The organism is Caballeronia udeis (assembly GCF_001544555.2).
GTDB lineage: Bacteria > Pseudomonadota > Gammaproteobacteria > Burkholderiales > Burkholderiaceae > Caballeronia > Caballeronia udeis.
The window spans coordinates 44,376-63,027 of sequence record NZ_FCOK02000034.1 but is presented as its reverse complement, the minus strand read 5'-3'; the positions used below and the strand labels follow the sequence as shown (position 1 = coordinate 63,027).

Annotated in this window: 18 protein-coding genes; 5 read left to right on the top strand and 13 right to left on the bottom strand. The window is 61.5% G+C overall.

What is annotated here, in order from left to right; genetic code table 11:
• Positions 1–3: 3 nt before the first annotated feature.
• From AWB69_RS23065 to AWB69_RS23055, 3 genes are read right to left on the bottom strand one after another with little or no spacing between them, the layout of a single operon-like run.
• Positions 4–876 carry an ABC transporter permease gene (locus AWB69_RS23065; RefSeq protein ID WP_062089090.1) on the bottom strand — a complete coding sequence of 291 codons (873 nt, stop codon included), beginning with the start codon at positions 874–876 and terminating at the stop codon, positions 4–6.
• Complete coding sequence (locus AWB69_RS23060) at positions 863–1,942, bottom strand: ABC transporter ATP-binding protein (RefSeq protein WP_062089083.1); 1,080 nt, start codon at positions 1,940–1,942, stop codon at positions 863–865. Before AWB69_RS23060 ends, AWB69_RS23065 begins: the two co-directional genes overlap by 14 nt.
• Before the next feature lie 49 nt (positions 1,943–1,991).
• Positions 1,992–3,071, bottom strand: coding sequence for an ABC transporter substrate-binding protein (locus AWB69_RS23055; RefSeq protein ID WP_062089081.1), 1,080 nt, complete (start codon positions 3,069–3,071; stop codon positions 1,992–1,994).
• A 136-nt stretch (positions 3,072–3,207) separates the two neighbouring features.
• Here AWB69_RS23055 and AWB69_RS23050 point away from each other — a divergent pair, with 136 nt between their 5' ends.
• Positions 3,208–4,131 (top strand): LysR substrate-binding domain-containing protein, encoded by a 924-nt coding sequence (locus tag AWB69_RS23050; RefSeq protein WP_062089079.1) that lies wholly within the window; start codon positions 3,208–3,210, stop codon positions 4,129–4,131.
• 30 nt (positions 4,132–4,161) lie between these two features.
• Here the strand turns inward: AWB69_RS23050 and AWB69_RS23045 are convergent, their stop codons facing one another.
• Together AWB69_RS23045 and AWB69_RS23040 are read right to left on the bottom strand one after the other, a co-directional pair.
• Positions 4,162–4,722 carry an ureidoglycolate lyase gene (locus AWB69_RS23045; RefSeq protein WP_062089077.1) on the bottom strand — a complete coding sequence of 187 codons (561 nt, stop codon included), beginning with the start codon at positions 4,720–4,722 and terminating at the stop codon, positions 4,162–4,164.
• Positions 4,712–5,689, bottom strand: coding sequence for a LysR family transcriptional regulator (locus tag AWB69_RS23040; RefSeq protein WP_062089075.1), 978 nt, complete (start codon positions 5,687–5,689; stop codon positions 4,712–4,714). Before AWB69_RS23040 ends, AWB69_RS23045 begins: the two co-directional genes overlap by 11 nt.
• A 208-nt stretch (positions 5,690–5,897) precedes the next feature.
• Here AWB69_RS23040 and AWB69_RS23035 point away from each other — a divergent pair, with 208 nt between their 5' ends.
• Both AWB69_RS23035 and AWB69_RS23030 read left to right on the top strand, forming a co-directional pair.
• Positions 5,898–6,581: a DUF2848 domain-containing protein gene (locus tag AWB69_RS23035; RefSeq protein WP_062089074.1), complete on the top strand. Its 684-nt coding sequence runs from the start codon at positions 5,898–5,900 to the stop codon at positions 6,579–6,581.
• A 220-nt stretch (positions 6,582–6,801) separates the two neighbouring features.
• The gene (locus AWB69_RS23030) at positions 6,802–7,899 is read left to right on the top strand and encodes a branched-chain amino acid ABC transporter substrate-binding protein (protein WP_062089162.1); all 1,098 of its coding nucleotides are present in this window, start codon (positions 6,802–6,804) and stop codon (positions 7,897–7,899) included.
• Between the two features lie 55 nt (positions 7,900–7,954).
• Here AWB69_RS23030 and AWB69_RS23025 read toward each other — a convergent pair whose 3' ends face one another.
• The 6 genes from AWB69_RS23025 to AWB69_RS23000 all read right to left on the bottom strand — a co-directional run bounded on the left by AWB69_RS23025 (position 7,955) and on the right by AWB69_RS23000 (position 14,361).
• The gene (locus tag AWB69_RS23025; protein WP_062089072.1) at positions 7,955–9,103 is read right to left on the bottom strand and encodes a porin; all 1,149 of its coding nucleotides are present in this window, start codon (positions 9,101–9,103) and stop codon (positions 7,955–7,957) included.
• A 154-nt stretch (positions 9,104–9,257) separates the two neighbouring features.
• Entirely contained in the window at positions 9,258–10,082 is an 825-nt protein-coding gene (locus AWB69_RS23020) for a quaternary amine ABC transporter ATP-binding protein (protein WP_062089069.1), read from the bottom strand.
• Positions 10,083–10,113: 31 nt separating this feature from the next.
• On the bottom strand, positions 10,114–11,070 hold the full coding sequence (locus AWB69_RS23015; protein ID WP_062089068.1) for an ABC transporter permease: 957 nt from the start codon (positions 11,068–11,070) through the stop codon (positions 10,114–10,116).
• Positions 11,071–11,117: 47 nt separating this feature from the next.
• On the bottom strand, positions 11,118–12,155 hold the full coding sequence (locus AWB69_RS23010; protein WP_063977882.1) for an ABC transporter substrate-binding protein: 1,038 nt from the start codon (positions 12,153–12,155) through the stop codon (positions 11,118–11,120).
• 61 nt (positions 12,156–12,216) lie between these two features.
• The gene (locus tag AWB69_RS23005) at positions 12,217–13,443 is read right to left on the bottom strand and encodes a M24 family metallopeptidase (RefSeq protein ID WP_062089066.1); all 1,227 of its coding nucleotides are present in this window, start codon (positions 13,441–13,443) and stop codon (positions 12,217–12,219) included.
• Positions 13,444–13,473: 30 nt separating this feature from the next.
• The gene (locus tag AWB69_RS23000) at positions 13,474–14,361 is read right to left on the bottom strand and encodes a HalD/BesD family halogenase (RefSeq protein ID WP_062089064.1); all 888 of its coding nucleotides are present in this window, start codon (positions 14,359–14,361) and stop codon (positions 13,474–13,476) included.
• 117 nt (positions 14,362–14,478) lie between these two features.
• Between AWB69_RS23000 and AWB69_RS22995 the strand changes: the two genes are divergently transcribed.
• Positions 14,479–15,381 (top strand): LysR substrate-binding domain-containing protein, encoded by a 903-nt coding sequence (locus AWB69_RS22995; RefSeq protein WP_062089062.1) that lies wholly within the window; start codon positions 14,479–14,481, stop codon positions 15,379–15,381.
• A 90-nt stretch (positions 15,382–15,471) separates the two neighbouring features.
• Positions 15,472–16,014 (top strand): GNAT family N-acetyltransferase, encoded by a 543-nt coding sequence (locus AWB69_RS22990; protein ID WP_062089060.1) that lies wholly within the window; start codon positions 15,472–15,474, stop codon positions 16,012–16,014.
• Here the strand turns inward: AWB69_RS22990 and AWB69_RS22985 are convergent.
• Together AWB69_RS22985 and AWB69_RS22980 are read right to left on the bottom strand one after the other, a co-directional pair.
• Positions 16,011–16,943 (bottom strand): LysR family transcriptional regulator, encoded by a 933-nt coding sequence (locus tag AWB69_RS22985; RefSeq protein WP_062089058.1) that lies wholly within the window; start codon positions 16,941–16,943, stop codon positions 16,011–16,013. The two genes, AWB69_RS22990 and AWB69_RS22985, sit on opposite strands and share 4 nt — an antisense overlap.
• Positions 16,940–18,496 (bottom strand): methyl-accepting chemotaxis protein, encoded by a 1,557-nt coding sequence (locus AWB69_RS22980; protein ID WP_062089056.1) that lies wholly within the window; start codon positions 18,494–18,496, stop codon positions 16,940–16,942. Before AWB69_RS22980 ends, AWB69_RS22985 begins: the two co-directional genes overlap by 4 nt.
• Between the last annotated feature and the right edge of the window lie 156 nt (positions 18,497–18,652).

The window sequence follows — 18,652 nt, the reverse complement described above, 5'->3', positions numbered from 1 at the left end:
GGTTCAGTCGAAGATGTGCTTGAAACGGCGCTCAGCCAAACGACTGCAGCCCAGTACGATTGCCACGTTGGCGATCAGCAGCAGGACAGCGATTGTCGCCCCCAAAGGCCAGTTCAGCGTACCGAGGAACTCGTCGTACGCGGCGGTCGCGACCACTTTGAGACGCCGCCCGCCGATCAACGACGGCGTAGCAAATGCCGATGCGGACAGCGCAAACACAATGATCGATCCAGACAGGATGCCCGGCAGGATCTGCGGCAGCACCACACGCCGGAATACGCGGAACGGCGATGCGCCCATCGACCGGCCGGCCCATTCCACCTGCGGGTCGAGCTTCTGCAGTGTCGCCCACACCGACATCACCATGAAGGGCACCAGCACGTGCGTCAGCGCGATCACAACTCCGGTCATGGTGAACACGAGGCGGATCGGTTCCGACGTGATGTGAAGCGCCTGCAACGCATTGTTGAGCACGCCGTTGTTGCCAAGCAGGATCTGCCAGCCGAGCGTGCGCACGACGACCGATATCAGCAGCGGACCAAGCACGACGAGCAGGCAGACGGACTGCCACGGCCGTTTCATCCGCGCGAGGACGATGGTCTCGGGCACGCCAAGCAGGATGCACAGGAGAGTCACGGCGAACGCGAGTCCTGCGGTGCGGGCGAAGATTGCGCCGTAGTACGGATCCGTGATGACTTCAAGGTAGTTGCGCAGCGTGTAGGTGGCGAGTGTGCCCTGGCTGTCGCTGAAGACGTGGAAGGACAACACGAGCGTCAACAGCAGCGGCACCAGCAGCAGGCTGCCGAACAACAGCAACGCGGGGGCGGACAGGAGCCACGGCGTCACGCCCGCGCGCTCGTTATCAAGCGTGGCCATGAAGTCCCTCCCGCTGAAGCACACGCAAGTCATCGTCCGACCACGCCACGCCAACCTGCGCGCCCTCATCCGGCGGCGGTGCGCCGTTGTTCGGCTGGGCCACGCTCAGTTGCCCAAGACCGGTATCGATCAGCAGAAGCCACTGGTTGCCGGTGAATACGCGCGTGGTAATGCGGCCAGTGGCGCGAACCCCTGCTGTATCCACAGTCGCGAGATGAACCTTCTCCGGGCGGATATACACATTCACCTCGCCCTGCACATCGCGGCCTTCATGCGGCACCTTGAGCGTGGTGCCCGCTACATCGACTTCGGCGCAGCGTGCGTTGAGGCGCAATACCGCGCCGGGCAGCAGGTTGGTCTTGCCAAGAAATGCCGACGCAAACGGTGTCTCCGGCCGTTCGTACGCTTCGAACGGCGTGCTCAGTTGAGCGATCACGCCGCGATGCATCACCGCAATGCGATCGCTCATGGTCATGGCTTCGACCTGATCGTGCGTGACAAGAATAGTCGTGATGCCCAGGCGCTTTTGAATCGATCGTAATTCGATGTGCATTTCCTCGCGCAACTTCGCGTCGAGATTGGACATCGGTTCGTCGAGCAGCAGCAGTTCGGGACGCATCGCAAGCGCGCGGGCAATGGCGACGCGTTGCCGCTGGCCACCGGACAGCTCTTTCGGATAGCGCCCACCCAGTCCGCTCAGGCGCACCAGGTCGAGGGCTTCGGCCACACGTTCGGCGCGTGCCGCGCGTTTCATGTTGCGCATCTCGAGGCCGAAACCGACGTTGCCGTTCACCGTCATATGCGGGAACAACGCGTAGCTCTGGAACACAACGCCCATGCCGCGTTTCTCTGGCCGCTCATGCGTGATGTCGCGGCCGTCGAGCAGGATGGTGCCGGTGCTTGGCGTGACAAAACCCGCGATCATCTGCAGGGTCGTGGTCTTGCCGCAACCGGACGGACCGAGCAGCGACAGGAACTCACCACGCTCAACGTCAAGGTCGATCTGTTCGATAGCGGTGAAGTCGCCGTAGCGCTTCGAGATGCCTTTGAGAGTCAGAAAGCTCATGTGCGTCCGTGGGTCGAAGTCGGCAGTCGGTCTATCCGGTCTGTGCAGCTCACCGCTCCACGCTGCGATTCCAGCGTTCGGTCCACTCGGTCCGGTGCTGGTTGATCGTCGTCCAGTCCACTGCAACGAGCTTCGAAATCTGATCAGGACCATACGGCACGCGCGCCGCCACTTCCGGCGTCAGTTGCACGGTCTTGTTGACCGGGCCGAGGCCGATCGCCTGCGCCTGGATCATCTGCACTTGCGGGCTCAACAGGTACTGGATGAACTGTTGCGACAACGCGGGCTGGGCGTTTTCGGCCATCGCGCAAGCGCCGACCTGCAACGCGACACCGCCTTCTTTCGGATAGAAGAACTTCAGCGGGAAACCCGTATTTTGCAGCGCAACGGCACGGCCGCTGCCATACGGCGCGAGGATCACATCGCCGCTTTGCATCAGCCCGTCCATCTCACCCGGCGTGGGCGCCCACGACAGCACATCCGGCGCAACCTGCTTGGACATGGCGGTAAACCCCGGGTCGATATTCTTCTCGCCGCCGCCGTTCAAACGCGCCAGCATCACCAGCGTATGCAGGCCATAAGTGTTGGTGATAGGCGGCATGCCGAGCTTGCCCTTCAGGCGCTTGTCGTACAGCACGCTCCAGGAATCCGGCGCGGGCAGGCCCATCTTCTTGAAGGCATCGGCGTTATAACCAATCCCTGTTGCGACCATACCGACACCCACCGCCGTGGGACCGAGCCGCGCGAGCGGATACAGATCCTTCATCACCGGTGCTTCCTCGACCTTCGCGCACAAGCCCATCTGCATCGCCTGGTACATCGGGCCGTCATCCATCACCGCGACATTGATTTGCTGATGCCCTTTCTGTGCCTGCAATTTCGCGAGCGTGTCGCTGGAATTACCCGCAACGTAGACGATCTTGACGTCGTGCGCCTTCTCGAACGGCGGGATGATCTTCTCGCGGTACATGGTCTCGTTCGACCCGCCGACGTTCGCCACATACAGCGTGATTTCAGCGTGCGCCGGCAGCGACCCTGACAACGCCCCGGCGCAGCCGAGCGCGGCCAGCAGGGGCCGCAGATACGAACGAGAAGACGACGAGCAATGGCTTTGCTGCAGTTGTTTCATCAGTGTCTCCAGACTGTGCAGGGTCGGACGGTTGCGGAAGGGGGCTTCCAAGCGAAATTATTCTGTTCGTCGCAAGGCATATCGTCCAATACGAATAAAATAACTAGCTATACAAGGCTGATATGGGTTTCATTCAATGAATCTTAAGCACATAGAGGCGTTCCGGGCGGTCATGCTGGCGGGTTCCATGACCGCTGCGGCCAAGGAATTGTTCACATCGCAACCTAATATCAGCCGCCTGATCACGCAACTGGAACGCGAGACCGGGTTGCTGCTGTTCCTGCGCAGCGGCGTCCGGCTGATTCCCACGAGCGAAGGCAATGCGTTTTTTCGCGAGGTGGAGCGTGCGTATGTGGGCCTGCAGGGGCTGACGAATGCGGCGGCGCAGATCAAGAACCTGGGGACCGGGCGATTGCGCATTGCAGCAATGCCGTCAGCGGGATTGACCCTCGTGCCGCATGCAATCCAGCGCTTCCAGGCCTTGCACCCTGAAGTCACCATCTCGTTGCACGTGAACACCTCAGGCACCGTCAATCATTGGACGAGTTCGCAGTTCTGCGATCTCGGGGTCGCGGTTTATACCAGCGAAGCGTCCAATTGCGAGATCGAGTTGTTATCGAAGGTGGCTGCGGTATGTGTATTGCCGGCAGGTCATCGGCTGGCGAAGAAAGCGACGCTCAAGCCCAAGGATCTCGAGGGCGAGAGGTTTGTCTCCTTGTGCCACGGCGACGGCACGCGCGCGCAGATGGACGAGGCGTTCGAACGCGCGGGAGTCGAACGGGTGCTCGCGATCGAAGCGCAGTACTCCGCGATCTGTTGCGAGATGGTCCGCTGCGGCATGGGCGTGACGCTGGCGCATCCCATTGTTGCGCAGGATTTTGCAGGTCCCAGTATCGTGATCCGGCCGTTCACGCCGGCGGTCGTGTTTCCGACTTATCTGCTATTTCCGCCGCATCAGCCGCGGGCGCGTTTGACGCTGGAGTTCGTTGAGGTGCTGCGCAAAACCCATGACGAACAATTGGCGGCAGTGGAAAAGCCCGAGAGGTTGAAGCGGGCTTGAGGGGCTGACGCAGACCTGTATGGGTCCTGGCTAGCGGCTATTCGGCAGACCCGCTAACCGATGGGTCGGAATCGGCTTGATTGCGCTCTCGCACGCGGGCGCTCCGGTCTCCAGATGCACCACCAGGTCGTAGGTCGTCGAGCGTCGGGTAAGCATCAGGCATGTCGACTCGCCGTTGCGTTGAAGTACCCGCGTTGCGTGCCAGCAGTGTGGCCGCATGCAGACCCCTTCGCCTTGCGGCACCCAGAACGCGCGCAGCGATTCCATATCGGGTTGGCCGCCCTCCGTGCTTGTTGCGACGATCTGGATGACAGGCCCGGTCAACGGCACGATGGCTTGCTGCGTCAGCCAATGGGTTTCGAGGCTTGCGACCGTTTCGTCAGCGTTTCTGTACTTGACCCACAGGACTTCGGTTTCCCCCGCCACGCCGGTATCGAAGAGATGTTCGCGCCAGAAATCCGAAGCCGGACTGGTGTACGCGGGAGCGTGGCCATCGCTTTTAAGCGGTTTGCCCAGCATCCAGCCATAGGCGTTGAAAGCCTCGGCGCTGAGCGGTTCAATCGTGAGGGAGGGGTAAGAATCAGTCGGCATTTTTTGGCGAGGCGGGAGGGGTTGACGATGAAACCGGCGTATCAGCCGCGTTGGGAAACAGCGCGAACTCGGGGCCGTTGGCGAGGCTGAAATCGCGTACGACCTGCAACGCCAGGCGCGTGATGGATTCGCACAGCAGGCTGTCCGGGCTGCGCCTGAACGCGGCGACGAGCGGGAGCGCGGGAACGCGGTGCGTCACCTGCAGCAATTGCAGCCGTCCCGACTGCAACTCGTGCATGACAAATGCGCTCGGCAGCACGGCTATGCCGAACCCGTCGACGACAAGGCGAATGATCGCGGCCACGGACGAGACGCAGTTGATCTGAACGGTGGTCTCGCCGCTGGCCGCGAACAACTCGGTGAGGAAGCCATGCGGCGCCGAGTGCCGCGCAAAACTGACGATGGGAAACGCGGCCAGTTCCGCCTCCGAGAGCGCTTCAGCTGACAGGTTGAGTGAGGGGCTCGCCACCCATCGCATGGGGAGCGTCCCAAGCGGAATGTTGACTGCGTCGCTGCCGGTCACGTTCGTGGTCAGCAACGCGACGTCGACGTTGCCGTTGACGAGATGCCCGGAAAGATTAGCCGTGGTATCCGACGTGAGTTCGATCGTCAGGTTCGGGTACTCCTCCCTTACCCGCTTCAGCAGATCCGGCAGCCATGTATGCACGACCGATTCGATCGCACCCAGCCGCAGCAGCCCCGCAACTTTGGAACGGTCGCTGACGCTCGCGAGCATGTCGCGGTTCAGCTTCAGGATCTGCTCCGCGAAAGCAAGCGCCTTGGTGCCTTCCTGCGTCAGCGTCACATCACGGGGTCCACGGTCGAACAGACGCACGCCAAACTCCTGCTCGAGAGCGGAAATCCGGCTGGAAATGGCGGCTTGGGTGGCGTGCAGGTGCTCGGCCGTCATCCGGAAGTTGCGCAGCTTGGCGAGCCATACAAACGTTTCGAGAAAGCGGACATTCATGGCGCACCCCGGCTGATGCGTTGCGTGACAAAGCTGAGGAAACTGACGATGCGGCGGGCATCGACCGAATCATTGCGTCAGTTTATCGCCGGAAGAATTCCCCCGTGACAAGAAAAAGTGAGCACGTGGGCTCACATTTACTTGTTGGACATCGGCACACCCTTCTTCAAGACTGTCATTCATTGAATTCACCCGGTGAAAGGTTCTGATGAAGACACTTGAATGCAGGATAGATGGCGGCGTCGATATCGAGGTTTTGGTGAGCCGCCTGGTCATCGCCGGCTGGGCGGGGCGCGACGCGCACGACGTCGAGCACCATATCCGCGAACTGGAAGCGCTCGGCGTGAAACGCCCGGCGTCGGTGCCCACTTTCTACATAGTCTCGCCCGCCTTGCTGACGACCGACGGCGCAATCCATGTTGTGGGCTCACATTCATCCGGCGAGGTCGAAGTCGTGCTGATCCAGAGCGCGAGCGACGGTTTGCTTGTCGGCATAGGGTCCGATCATACGGACCGCCGGGTGGAAAGCTACGACGTCGCCGTGTCGAAGCAGATGTGCGCGAAGCCGGTAGGCGCCGCGCTCTGGCGTTATGCCGATGTCGCCCCGCACTGGGATTCGCTGGTCGCGCGCAGTTGGCGGATCGAAAGCGATGCCGCCCCCGCGCTGTACCAGGAGGGCACGCTCGCCCGCTTGCTGCATCCGGACGAGCTGATTAAACGAGGTTTCGGTGCGGCCGCCATGCCGCCCGGGTCGGCGATGTTCTGCGGCACGCAAGCCGTGCTCGGCAAACTAGGCGCAGGAGCGGGCTACGAGCTCGAACTGCATGATCCGGTACTTGGACGCAGCCTTCGGCACCGCTACATGGTCGACGCACTGGCCCATGTTGAATGACGGCGAGGCATTAGATTTGTTTATTGCTGTCCAACACAATTAGTCGTTGGACGGCGCAAATTGGCGTTTGAATACTGAGCCTCATTCGCCGTCCGTGTTGCTGAATCGCATTCGATGGCCCCCCGCTCACTCTCCAAGCCCCAAGGATCCGCTCGTGACCTCCTCCGCCCCGCTTCGTTTTTCGCGTCCCGCTTGCTCTGCCCTCGCCGTAGCGGTTCTTCTGATTGTCAGTGGACAAAGCTACGCGGCGGACCCGGCCGTCGTCCTGATCGGCCATGCCGCGCCGCTGACCGGGCAGCTTTCCCACATGGGCAAGGACAGCGAAAATGCCGCCCGGCTGGCGATCGACGAGATCAACAGCCAGCACCCGGTGATCGGCGGCAAGCCGGTCAGGTTCCAGCTCGACTCCCAGGACGATGCCGCCGATCCGCGCACCGGCACGCAGGTCGCCCAGAAGCTGGTGGATGACGGCGTGGTGGCTGTCGTGGGCGACATCAACTCGGGCGTCTCGATCCCCGCGTCGAAGATCTACAGCGAAGCAGGCATTGTGCAGATCTCGCAAGGTTCGACCAACCCCACGTACACGCTGCAGGGTTACAAGACCACGTTTCGTGTAGTCGCTACCGACGCGCTTCAGGGACCGGCACTCGCCCATTACGCGCTCGACTCGCTGCACGCGAAGCGGATTGCGATCATTGACGACTCCACCGCCTACGGCCAGGGACTCGCCGATGAATTCGAAAAGGCTGCGAAAGCGAAAGGCAGCACGATCGTCACGCGCGAACAGACCAACGACAAGGCAACCGATTTCCGCGCAATCCTGACGAAGATAAAAGGCTTGCGTCCCGACGTCATCATGTACGGCGGCTCGGACGCCACCGCCGGACCGTTGGCCAAGCAGGCGGCCAATCTCGGGATAACAGCGAAGGTGCTGGGCGGCGACGGCGCATGCACGGAGAAGATGATCGATCTGGCGGGTGACGCTATTGGCAACGTAACGTGCTCGGAGGCGGGCCTCGCGCTCTCGAAGATGCCCAAGGGACAGGACTTCGAAAAGCGCTACATGGCGCGTTTCAATACGCCGATCGACGCGTATGCGCCGTTCACCTATGACGCCGTCTACGTCATCTACAACGCGATGAAACGCGCGGACTCGACGGACCGCCCTAAAGTGCTCGCCGCGATGCCATCGACTCAGTATGACGGCGTGATCGGCCGCATTGCGTTCGATCCGCATGGCGATCTCAAGGATGCAGCCATCACGATCTATGAGTTCAAGGACAAGAAGAAGACCGTGATGGATGTCATCAAGATGTGAAGCTTGCCGCGGGTGTGTTCGCGGACCTCCGCTGCCGCCCGCGAACACGCGGCACTCAGAACGCGTGCCGTATCGCGAGCCGCACCACAACCTGCTTCGACGTGGACGAAGCGTCCGCCGCACCCGGCACGTAGGCATTATCAAGCGCAGTCCCGGTGGTGTCGCCGCCGACCGACTGGAAGGCAGCCTGGGCGTAGACATCGGTACGCTTGGACAGCAGGTAGTCCGCCATCAATCCCACCGACTGATAGTTCGGGTGAGCCGTGCCGGTGCTGGCGTTATCGGTAGCGCGTGTATAGACGTACTGCGCGCCGACAAAAAACGCCGGAGTAAATTGATACTTGCCGTTGATCTCGAAGTTGTTGAACTTGAGCGACGATATCGATCCGCCTGCCGGCACGATCGATCCCGAGATATAGGTGGTGGAAGTCGGATCGGACAGGTTCGAGTTGGTGTACGCAAAGCCCACCGTAGCGTTACCCATGGTGTAGTTGATACCCGCGCCGAAAACCCGCAGGCGCTGCGCGAGGAAGTTCTGGTCGGTCGTGGAAATGGCGCCGCCCGTCGTGCCCGATGGGTTGTCCGAGTTCAAATAGGCTGCCGCGATCAGCAGTCCCCCGTAGGTGTACTGCGCACCCACGCTCATCAGCCGGTTGTTGGCAAAACCCCCAGCGACGTTACTGAACCCATACATGCCGCCGAACTGAAAACCGGCCCATGCCGGGCTCGTGTATTTCACCGTGTTATTCACGCGGAATGAATTGTCGGTATTGTCGTTATCGTACGGGTGCGCAAACAGATAACCCGCCCAGTTTCCATTGGCCGTTGTCTGCGCGAGAAAATCCACCACCGAATCGTATTGCCGGCCCAACGTGACCGTTCCGTATGTGGCATCGCTAATGCCCACGAAAGCCTGCCGGCCGAATTCCAGGCCGCCCTGACCCAGCCGTCCGTTGTTCAGGTTAAACCCATTTTCAAGGGTGAAGATCGCCTTGACGCCCCCGCCCAGGTCTTCATTGCCCTTCAATCCCCAGCGGCTTCCTTGTGCGTAACCGCTCTGCATTTCATAGGCTTTATTGCCGTTGACGTTATTCGTATAGTCGAACCCTTCGTCGATGACGCCATATAGCGTCACACTGTTTTGGGCATGCGCGCCCGCGACGAACAGGCATGACAAAGTCATGCAGATTGCTTGCTTTTTCATTGATGGCTCCAAAACCATAGACCCGGCGTGTCGCCGGTGTGGACCTGCTTTTTTATGACGCTTCTTTTATTGATCGCCCGGTACGGGCGTGTGTATCCAGGACCCTTGTTACGAGCCCTGTCCTGCGCTCAGTCAATCGTCTTAACTGATTGGGTTACGAGACGCGTTCGGCGCGCCGCTCGACGAACCGGCGGACATAGTCGTTCGCGGGGAAACGCACGATATCTTCAGGCGTGCCTTGCTGCACGAGTTCGCCGTCGCGCAGGATCGCGATCTGCGTGCCCAGCCGCAATGCTTCATCCAGGTCGTGCGTGATGAAGACAATGGTCTTGTTCAACGTCCTCTGCAGCTCGAGCAACTGATCCTGCATCTCGGTGCGGATCAACGGATCCAATGCCGAGAATGCTTCGTCCATCAGCAGCACTTCCGTGTCCGCCGCCAACGCACGGGCAAGCCCCACGCGCTGGCGCATCCCGCCCGAAAGCTCGTCGGGGAATTTATCGCCGTAACCATCCAGGCCCACTTTGCCGAGCCAGGTCCTGGCCTTCTGGTTCGCTACATCATGGCGCTCACCTCTTACCCGCAATGCGTACGCCGCGTTCTCCAGCACCGTTGCATGAGGCAAGAGGCCGAAGTTCTGGAACACCATGCTCACGCGATGCCGGCGGAACTCGCGCAGCCCTGCCGCGTTGAGCGAGAGGATGTTCTCCCCGTCGATCACGATCTCGCCCGCGCTCGGATCGATCAGCCGGTTGAAGTGGCGCACGAGCGTGGACTTGCCTGACCCGGACAAGCCCATGATCACGAAGATCTGGCCGGCCTCGATATTCAGGTTGATGTTGTTGAGGCCGACGTTACAGCCGTTGTCGGCGAGCACGTCCGCCTTCGACGCGCCGTGCCGCAGCATGTCGATAACACGTGCATGGGTCATCGTCGGCCCGAAGATCTTGTAGACGTTGCTGACTCGGATAGCTGTCATGTTCGCGCTCCGCAAGAGGAATGGATGAGTGTCAGACGCGACGCGACGCGACGTCGCCCGCCGCCTCCGGCTCGCCAAGACCGGCGCTGCGCGCGCTCTGGCGAGCCTGCACGCGAGCCCTTCTGTTCGCGCTCAGCGCCAACCGTGCACGCCGCTCCTGACCGTAACCCTGCGAGATCCGATCGATTACTATCGCCAGGATAACAATGGCGATACCCGCCTGCATGCCCTTGCCGACATCGAGTGTCTGAATGCCGGCCAGCACGTCCTCGCCGAGGCCCCGCGAACCGATCATGGATGCAATCACGACCATGGATAGCGACATCATGGTGGTCTGGTTGATACCGGCCATGATGCTCGGTCGCGCGAGCGGCAACTGCACGCCTATCAGCATCTGCCAGCGTGTAGTGCCAAAGGAGCGCGCGGCTTCCACCACGTCGCCATCCACCTGCCGGATGCCCAGGTCCGTGAGCCGGATCAGCGGCGGCAGCGAATAGATCACCGTGGCAAAGATGGCCGGCACCTTGCCCAGCCCGAAGAGCATCAGCACCGGGATCAGGTACACGAAGCTGGGCAGCGTCTGCATCACGTCTAGCACGGGCAACAGGCCCCGGCGCACCCAGCGGTTCTGCGAGCACAGGATGCCAAGCGGGATGCCCAGCACGATCGACAACACGGTTGCGACGAGCATCAGCGCAAGCGTCTGCATCAGCTTGTCCCACAGCCCGAACGCGCCGATTGCGTAAAGCAGCAACACGAACAACGCGGCCAGCGAGAGCTTGCGTGTGGCGTGCCAGGCGAGCAGACCCGCGAGGAGTAGCAACAGCCACGGCGGCATGATCCGCAAGCCGCTTTCCAGCGGCACCAGCAGGTACTTCAGCACGACCAGGCTGAACGAGTGGAAGGCATCGCCATAGTTCTGGACCAGCAAGGCGACCTTGTCGTTGATCGGGTCGGCAAGCGACAGATGCGGAAAGATGGACGTCATGGTTCACTCGTCTTGAGAAGGATCGCGGTGAAGGGAAGGGGCCCGTTTCAAGTGCCCAGCTTGGCCTGCACCTTGGCCGCTACATCAGCCGGCACCCAGGTCTTCCACATCTCGGGGTGCGTGCGCAGGAACGTGGTGGCCATGGCCGAGCCGTCGATCTTCTTCGATGTCATCTCAAGAATCGTGCTGTTCAGGAAGTCCATCGGAAAGCTGACTTTCGAGAACAGGTCAATGGCTTGCGGTTCCGCTTCGCTGAAGGGCGTCGAGACCCCCACCGTCACGTGCGAAACCATATACGACGAAGCACATTGCTTCGTGCTGCTTTCATCGCGCAGGGTCTTCCAGCAGGCGTCGTTATACGGCGGCATCTTGAGTTCGACGAACTTGTATTTCGCCATCAACGCAGCGGGGCCCCAGTAATAAAACACCAGCGGCTTGCCGCGCTGATACGCCGACTCAATCGACGCATCGAGCGCCGCCCCCGTCCCCGGATGGAAATTCGTGTATGACGCATCGAGGCCCAGCACCTTGAGCAAACGCGTATTCACGCGCTCACAGTCCCAGCCCGTCGGGCAATTCAGGAAACGCCCCTTCTCCGGTTCTTCGTCATCGGCGAACAGGTCCTTGTATTTCGGCAGGTCCGTGACGGAAACCAGGCCCGGCGCGCTGGCCTTGATGTTGCGGGACGGATCGCCCTTGATCACGTATTCAGGCACGAACCAGCCCTCCTTCGTACCGCCCGGGAGGGTGTCGCCGACCAGCTTGACCTTGCCGGCAGCGACCGCTTTCGACGTGATTTCGCTGCGGCCGGTCCATTGCTCGGCCCAGACCTGCACGTCGTTGCTCGCCAGCGCGGTCTCGGTGGCGGCCGTGCTGCCGGGCACGACGTCCGTCGCGCAGCCGTAGCCCTTTTCAAGAATCTGACGCAGCACTTCAGTCGCAAACGCGCCGCTTTCCCACGTAATGCCCGCAAAGTGCACGGTCTTGCCCGAGCTGCAGAAAGTCCCTGCGGCGTGCGCAGTGCCCGCGGTCGCCGTTACCACGACCAGAGCCGAAATGCCTGCCTTGAAGAATCGTTTGAGCATCGTCTTGCACCTATGGGGTTGGTTTGCTATCGGTTTTTTAATGACGCGCCGTCTGCGGGGATCAGGCCAGCAACCTCGCCTCGAACGGGTAGTCCGAGAGCAGTTCGACGCGGCCGTCGTCGCGAACATAGACCTGCTCTTCCAGCTTCACGCCCTCGCCGCCTGCCTCGTGTCCAATATAGCTTTCAATGCAGAGGGTCATGCCCGGCTCGATCACGCCGTCATACCCCTTGGCCTCGTTGTCCTCTCTATGCACGATATACGGATACTCGCCCGTCATGCCAACGCCATGCGCGAGCGCGAAATAGCGGCGCGCACGGTATGGCTCGGGAATCTTCCACGCCCGGGCAATGAACTCCTGGAAAGTCGTGCCCGCGCGCACATTCTCCATGTTCGAATGAATCTGCTCGTACGCCAGCTGGTAAAGATTCTTTTGCGCGGCGGTGGCCTGCACATCGCCGCACAGGAACGTGCGCGAAAAATCCGCGTAATAGCCGAAGCGTCCGACCACGTCCGTGTCGAGCCCGACGAGTTCGCCCGACTGGATCTTGCGCGGGCTGCTTTCCTGGAACCACGGATTGGTACGCGGTCCCGAACTGATCAGGCGCGTTTCAATGTAGTCGCCGTCGGTTGCAATGATGTGCTGATGCAGATGCGACCACAGCTCGTTCTCGCTGATGCCCGGCACAAGCGCCGCTTCCAGCTTGCGCACGCCTTCTTCAGCCGCGCGCAGCGACGCGCGGATCATCTTGATCTCGTTGGGCACCTTGATGGCGCGCGCGCGTTCAAGCGGCTCCTGTGCGTCGAAGACCTGGTAGCCGCGTGCCTGCAACGCGAACGCTGCAGCGGATGTCGCGCTTTCGATCGCAATGCGCTTGCCGCCGCCGCTTTGCGTCATCAGCTCGTCAATCTCGGCTGCCCAGCGCTCGGTGACCTGGCCGAGCATGTCGTCGCAAAAGTAGTAGGAGATCGCGGTGGCGGGGCGGACTTCATCCACCGTGTCCAGGCCTTCGGCCAGGAAGTCGCAGCCCGCGTATTCGAACAGCACGACCTTGCCTTCCGCCGGCACGAACACATAGCGGGCGGGGTTGCGCATTGAATAGACCTGCATGTTGCGCGAGCCGGTGGCGTAGCGCATGTGCGTGGGATCGAACAACACAGCGGCGGTCAGGTCGCGCTTCTTCAATTCACGGCGCACGGCAGCCAGCCGGTCACGTTGAATCTGCGCAATTTCCGCGGCCGTGGGTTCGCAATCTTCAGGGAGATGGGTAGGGCGAATAATCGACATGTGGGGGTTTTATAAGCGTTAATCGACGGGTTAATCAACCAGGCTGTCGGCGCGAACGAGCCGTTGCTCGGCTTCCAGATGAGCTTCCGAAACCCGGCCGTATAACTGGCGTGTCCGTTCAAGCCGTCCGATTACGCCAGGCTTTTGCGAGTACGCAAAGATGGCCGTGTGGCGCTCGATTTCGCCCGCTACCTGGGTGACGCGGTGCAGCGAAAAGCGGCCCTTGAACAATTGCAGGTCGCCCGGACGCAGCGTGATGACGTTGATCGCTTCGCGGGTTTCCCCGCGTACCACGCGGCCGACGCCTTCGTAGTTTTCGCCTTGCGGCGTGCGAATGTTCGGGCAGTATTCGAAGTCGCCGCCCGCGGTGGGCTGCTGGGTCATCATCGAAACAATGAATTCGTTCGTGTCGTAATGCCACGGCTGCTCGGTGCCGGGCGGCATCACGTTTTGCACGAGACCCGCATACGGATCGGCGTATTCCCACACCCGCGTTTCGCCCAGGCAGTCCGCCACGAAACGTTTCATCGCCTGGGCGACATAGATGCGATGCACAATCGCGTCCGCCGGAATCAGGTCGCGTGTCACGAAACCGCTGGTGCGGTCCATGAAGATGCGGCGGGGATCGGCGTCGGACAGCGTAGGGTCGTCGGCGGTAAAGTAAGCGTTGACCTTACGAGTTGAAAAGTAGGTTTTGGCGGCCAGCGCGCGACCCTCGTTGCGTGCCCGCTCCAGCGCCTCCGGGCGCAGGAAATCGTGCAGCACGGCGCTGCCGCTGGCAGCCAGCTCGGCGCGGCAGGCGGCCACCAGTTCGGTCAGGCGCGGGCTGTCCGGGTCGTGCAGGGGGTAGCGGTCAGTGTTGACGATATCGCTGAGATCAAGGCATTCAGCATCGGCAAGTGAAACGGAGAGAACCACGGCAGGCTCCAAATCGATATTTTGGCGAGTGGATTTACGGATCGACTTCAACAACAATCTGCGAACGACGGCCCGATCTTTTGGCGGCCAATTTCTTTTGGAAAGCGAGTATTTCCGATGGATTCCATTAGCGAACCCGATTGGTCGAAGATCGCTTCACTCGATGCGGAACTCGTGCGTGCGTTTGTCGTGGTGGCTGAAAGCGGCGGTTTTACGGCGGCGGCGCGCCAGCTTCATCGCACGCAATCGACCATCAGCCTGCGGATCCGGACGCTCGAGGAGCGGCTTGGCGCGCACCTGTTCATGCGCAACAGCCGTCATTTCGCGCTGTCGAGCGACGGCGAGAATTTCCTGATCCACGCCCGGCGGATATTGCAGGTGCAAAACGAGGCAATTGCTTCGCTCACGCGCGGCAGCCGCGGCAATGTGATTCGTTTCGGGCTGCCGGAAGACTATGCGGAGCTATGGCTGCCGGAACTGCTGCGGGTGTTTTATGCGGTGCGCCCCGGTGCGCGGCCGCATATTCATTGCCGGACATCGCTGGAATTGCTGGAACGGCTGAGTGCGGGTGAACTCGACCTGGCGCTGGTCGTGCGGCACGGTGAGCGTGCCGGGGGAAAACCCCTAGCCCGCCAGGAACTGGTGTGGGCAGCGCATCACGATTTCGAGTTGTGCGCGGATGCGCCGGTGCCGCTCGCTCTCTTCGACGAAAGCTGTACTTACCGGCAACGGGGATTGCAGGCGCTGACCGCAATCGGGCGGGATTATCAACTCGTGTACACGAGCCAGAGTCCGACCGGAATCCGCATTGCGGTAAATCACGGCGCGGCGGTGACGATCATCGATCGCCGGACGCTGCCCGCGTGCTGGCGCGCGTTCGATGAATCGGACGGCCTGCCGGCGCTGCCGCCCGCGGAACTGGAGCTTCATGTTGCACCGACCATGCGTAACGAAGCAACGCGCGACCTGAGCGCGTTGATCGAGATGCTGGTGTCGGAGCATAGCGGCGCGATGGCTTGACGCGGTTGTGGGGCTGCGTCTCTCTTCGCGTTCGCCGTCTCGGCCTGAACGGTTATATTCCCTGCTCCATCCACGCGCACATGTTTCCCCATGCCCCACTCCACCGCTGCCCTGGAAACCGATCGTCTTATCCTGCGTGCCCCGCAACGCGCTGATTTCGACGACATCTACGCCATGTGGTCGGACCTCGCGGTCGTGCGCCATGTCACCGGTGTTGCGTTCACAAAGGAGGAAGCATGGGCGCGCCTTCTTCGAAGCGCGGGGCATTGGGCATTGATGGGATTCGGCTATTGGGTAGTCAGTGAGAAGCACAGCGGCAAGTTCATCGGCGAGGTCGGCTTCGGGCAATACAAGCGCGGTATCGACCCGGCATTCGATCAAGCGCCGGAGATCGGATGGATGTTGACGTCCGGGTCGCAAGGACAAGGCTACGGGACCGAAGCCGTGCGTGCCGCGTTGCAGTGGGCGGATACACGCTGGCCCGACGATGAAATCGTCTGCATCATCTCGCCGGAAAACGCACCCTCGCTTGCACTCGCCAGGAAATGTGCATTCGCGCCAAGCCGCACGACAACCTACAAGGGCAAGCCAACCGTCGTGTTCCAGCGCGAAGCGCTGTCGCCCAAAGATTAAAGCCCTTCCAGGAAGTCTTTTTTAATCGATTTCGAGTAGGCGGAACACGCAACGTGCGCGGCGTTGGCCGCTGCATTGACCATCACGCTGGCATCGACGGGCTTGCATAGCGACACGACAATCGGCGGCGGAACCGGCTTCAGCGGCAGCTCGACGAACTCACCGCTTTGCAATTCCTTGGCGACGAAAAGACTGGGAATACCGGCGACGCCATATCCGTCGCGCACCAGTTGAACGATCGCGGCCACCGATGGCGAGCACGTAATACGCGTTTGTTCGGGCCGCATGTTTTCTTGCCGGGCAAGCGTATGCACGATGCTTTCCAGCGCTACCTGCGGTGCCGTCCCTCGGCCGAACGTGACTATCGGCCGTTGCAATACGCGTAGCGCAAGCCCGGCAGCGCGCCGCGACAGCAGCCCGCGTCTCGCGATCCAGCGCACCGGGTAACTCGCAATCGCACTCGATGCAATCTTGGTACTGTCGATCCCTTCCACCCGTATGACGAGATCAAGCTCGCCGCTCAGCAAGCGGCGCTGCAACACGGAACTCGAATCGACGGTGAGATCGACATCGAGCTTCGGATAGTTCGCGTTGAGATAGGTGATGTAGTGGGACAGCCAGCTATGCACCACCGTTTCGATCACCCCGAGCCGCAGCTTGCCGCCGACCACCACCTCCTGACCCGCTGCCTCGCGCAACGCACGCGCGGCATCCACCACGTTTCGCGCGAGCCCGAGCAGGCTCTGTCCCGCGGTCGTCAAACGAAATGCCGTTGAGGACCGGTCGACCAGTTGGGTCTTCAACTCGTCCTCGAGCGACTTGATGCGTAGCGAGATGGTCGCGGGCGTGGCGTGCTGGACACGCGCGGTCGCCCGGAAACTTTCCAGTTCCGCCAGCGTCACGAAGGTCTCGAGGAAGCGTGTATTCATGCAGGCGTCAGCCGGAACGACTGCATGGCGTCACCCAGGCGCAGCGCCTGGTCGTTCATCGAACTCGCCGCAGCCGCGGCCTGCTCGACCAGCGCCGCGTTCTGCTGCGTGGTGCCGTCCATCTGTGCGATCGCCCGGTTGACCTCTTCAATCCCCACGCTTTGCTGGTTCGACGCAGTAGCAATGTCTTCCACAATGGTTGTCACGCGTTTGACTGCCGTGACGATATCGGCCATGGCCTTGCCCGCGTTTTCGGCGAGCCCCGCACCGCTTTCGATCTGCGTCAGCGACGTGTCGACCAGCACGCGGATCTCCTTTGCCGCCGCCGCGCTGCGTTGCGCGAGGCTGCGCACTTCGCCCGCCACCACCGCAAAACCGCGGCCGTTTTCACCGGCGCGCGCGGCTTCAACCGCCGCGTTCAGCGCGAGAATATTTGTCTGGAACGCAATGCCGTCGATCACCGCCGTGATCTCGGCGACCTGCTTCGAACTGGTGGCAATCGCGCGCACGTTCTCGACCACATCGTCCACCACGCTACCGCCTCGCAGCGCTTGCGCCGACGCGCTGGCCGCCACCTGACTTGCTTGCGACGCATTGTCGGCGTTCGCGCGGACCGTGGACGTGATCTCGTCCATGGCCGCCGCGGTCTCCTGCAGCGCCGCTGCCTGCTGCTCGGTGCGGCTCGACAGGTCCGCGTTGCCGCTGGCAATTTCCGCTGCGGCAAGCTTGATGGCGTCGGCGGCGTCCTTCACGCGCGACACCGTGCCCGCCAGGCTGTCGCGCGTATGGGCAATCGCCGAGAAGACGCTCTGCGTGTCGCCGGCCGTTACGTCGATGCGCCCCGTCAGGTCGCCCGATGCAATCTGCCGCGCAAGGTGTGCAGCAGCAGCGGGTTCACCGCCAAGCGAGCGGCTCACGCTCTTGATTGCCAGCGACGCAAACAGCGAAATGGCCGCGCCGAGCACGAACAGCATCAGGAGCGAATGCAGGAGCGTGCGATAGAACGCGGCCTGGATATCGTCCTGGTACGTACCGGCGATCATGTCCCAGTCCCAAGGTTTATAGCGTTTCGTATAACCCAGCTTTGAGCTCGGTTCGGTCTCGCCCGGCTTCGGCCACCAGTATTCGAGGAACCCTCCGCCTTCCGCGGAACTGCCGGCCGCGGCAATAGCCTTGTAGAGCGAATTGCCCTTGGCGTCCTTCCAGTCCGACATGTCCTTGCCGTCCAGTTTCGGGCTGATCGGATGCATGATCATGACCGAGTTCGACCCGACAATCGTCACGTAACCGCCGCCGTCGTACCGCAGGTCGCCGATTCGCGCGATAGCTTCCTGCTTCGCGGCATCGACGGACATCTTGCCGCTCTGCGCGAGCTTGTCGAGGCCGGCGGCGATTGAATACGACATCGAGACAATGTCGCCCAGGTCGCGGTGACGCTCGGACAATTGCAGGTCACGCGTCTGGTATGCGTGCCAGACAGTCAGCGTAAGAAGGCCGAACCACGAAAGAATCAGCGGCATCCATAACTTCTGGCGCAAGGACAGACGGTTCATTTTTGTTTTCCAGTTGAAAGGAACTGCGGTCAGGAGAGGCGCGGGAGAACGAGCCCGCTCTTTCGCTTAACGGCAGCCCGGAGGAATTATTAACTCCGCCAAAAAAGTGCGCCTGCGTAATCGATGTTTTTTCCAGGATGTTCCTGAGCAGCCCAT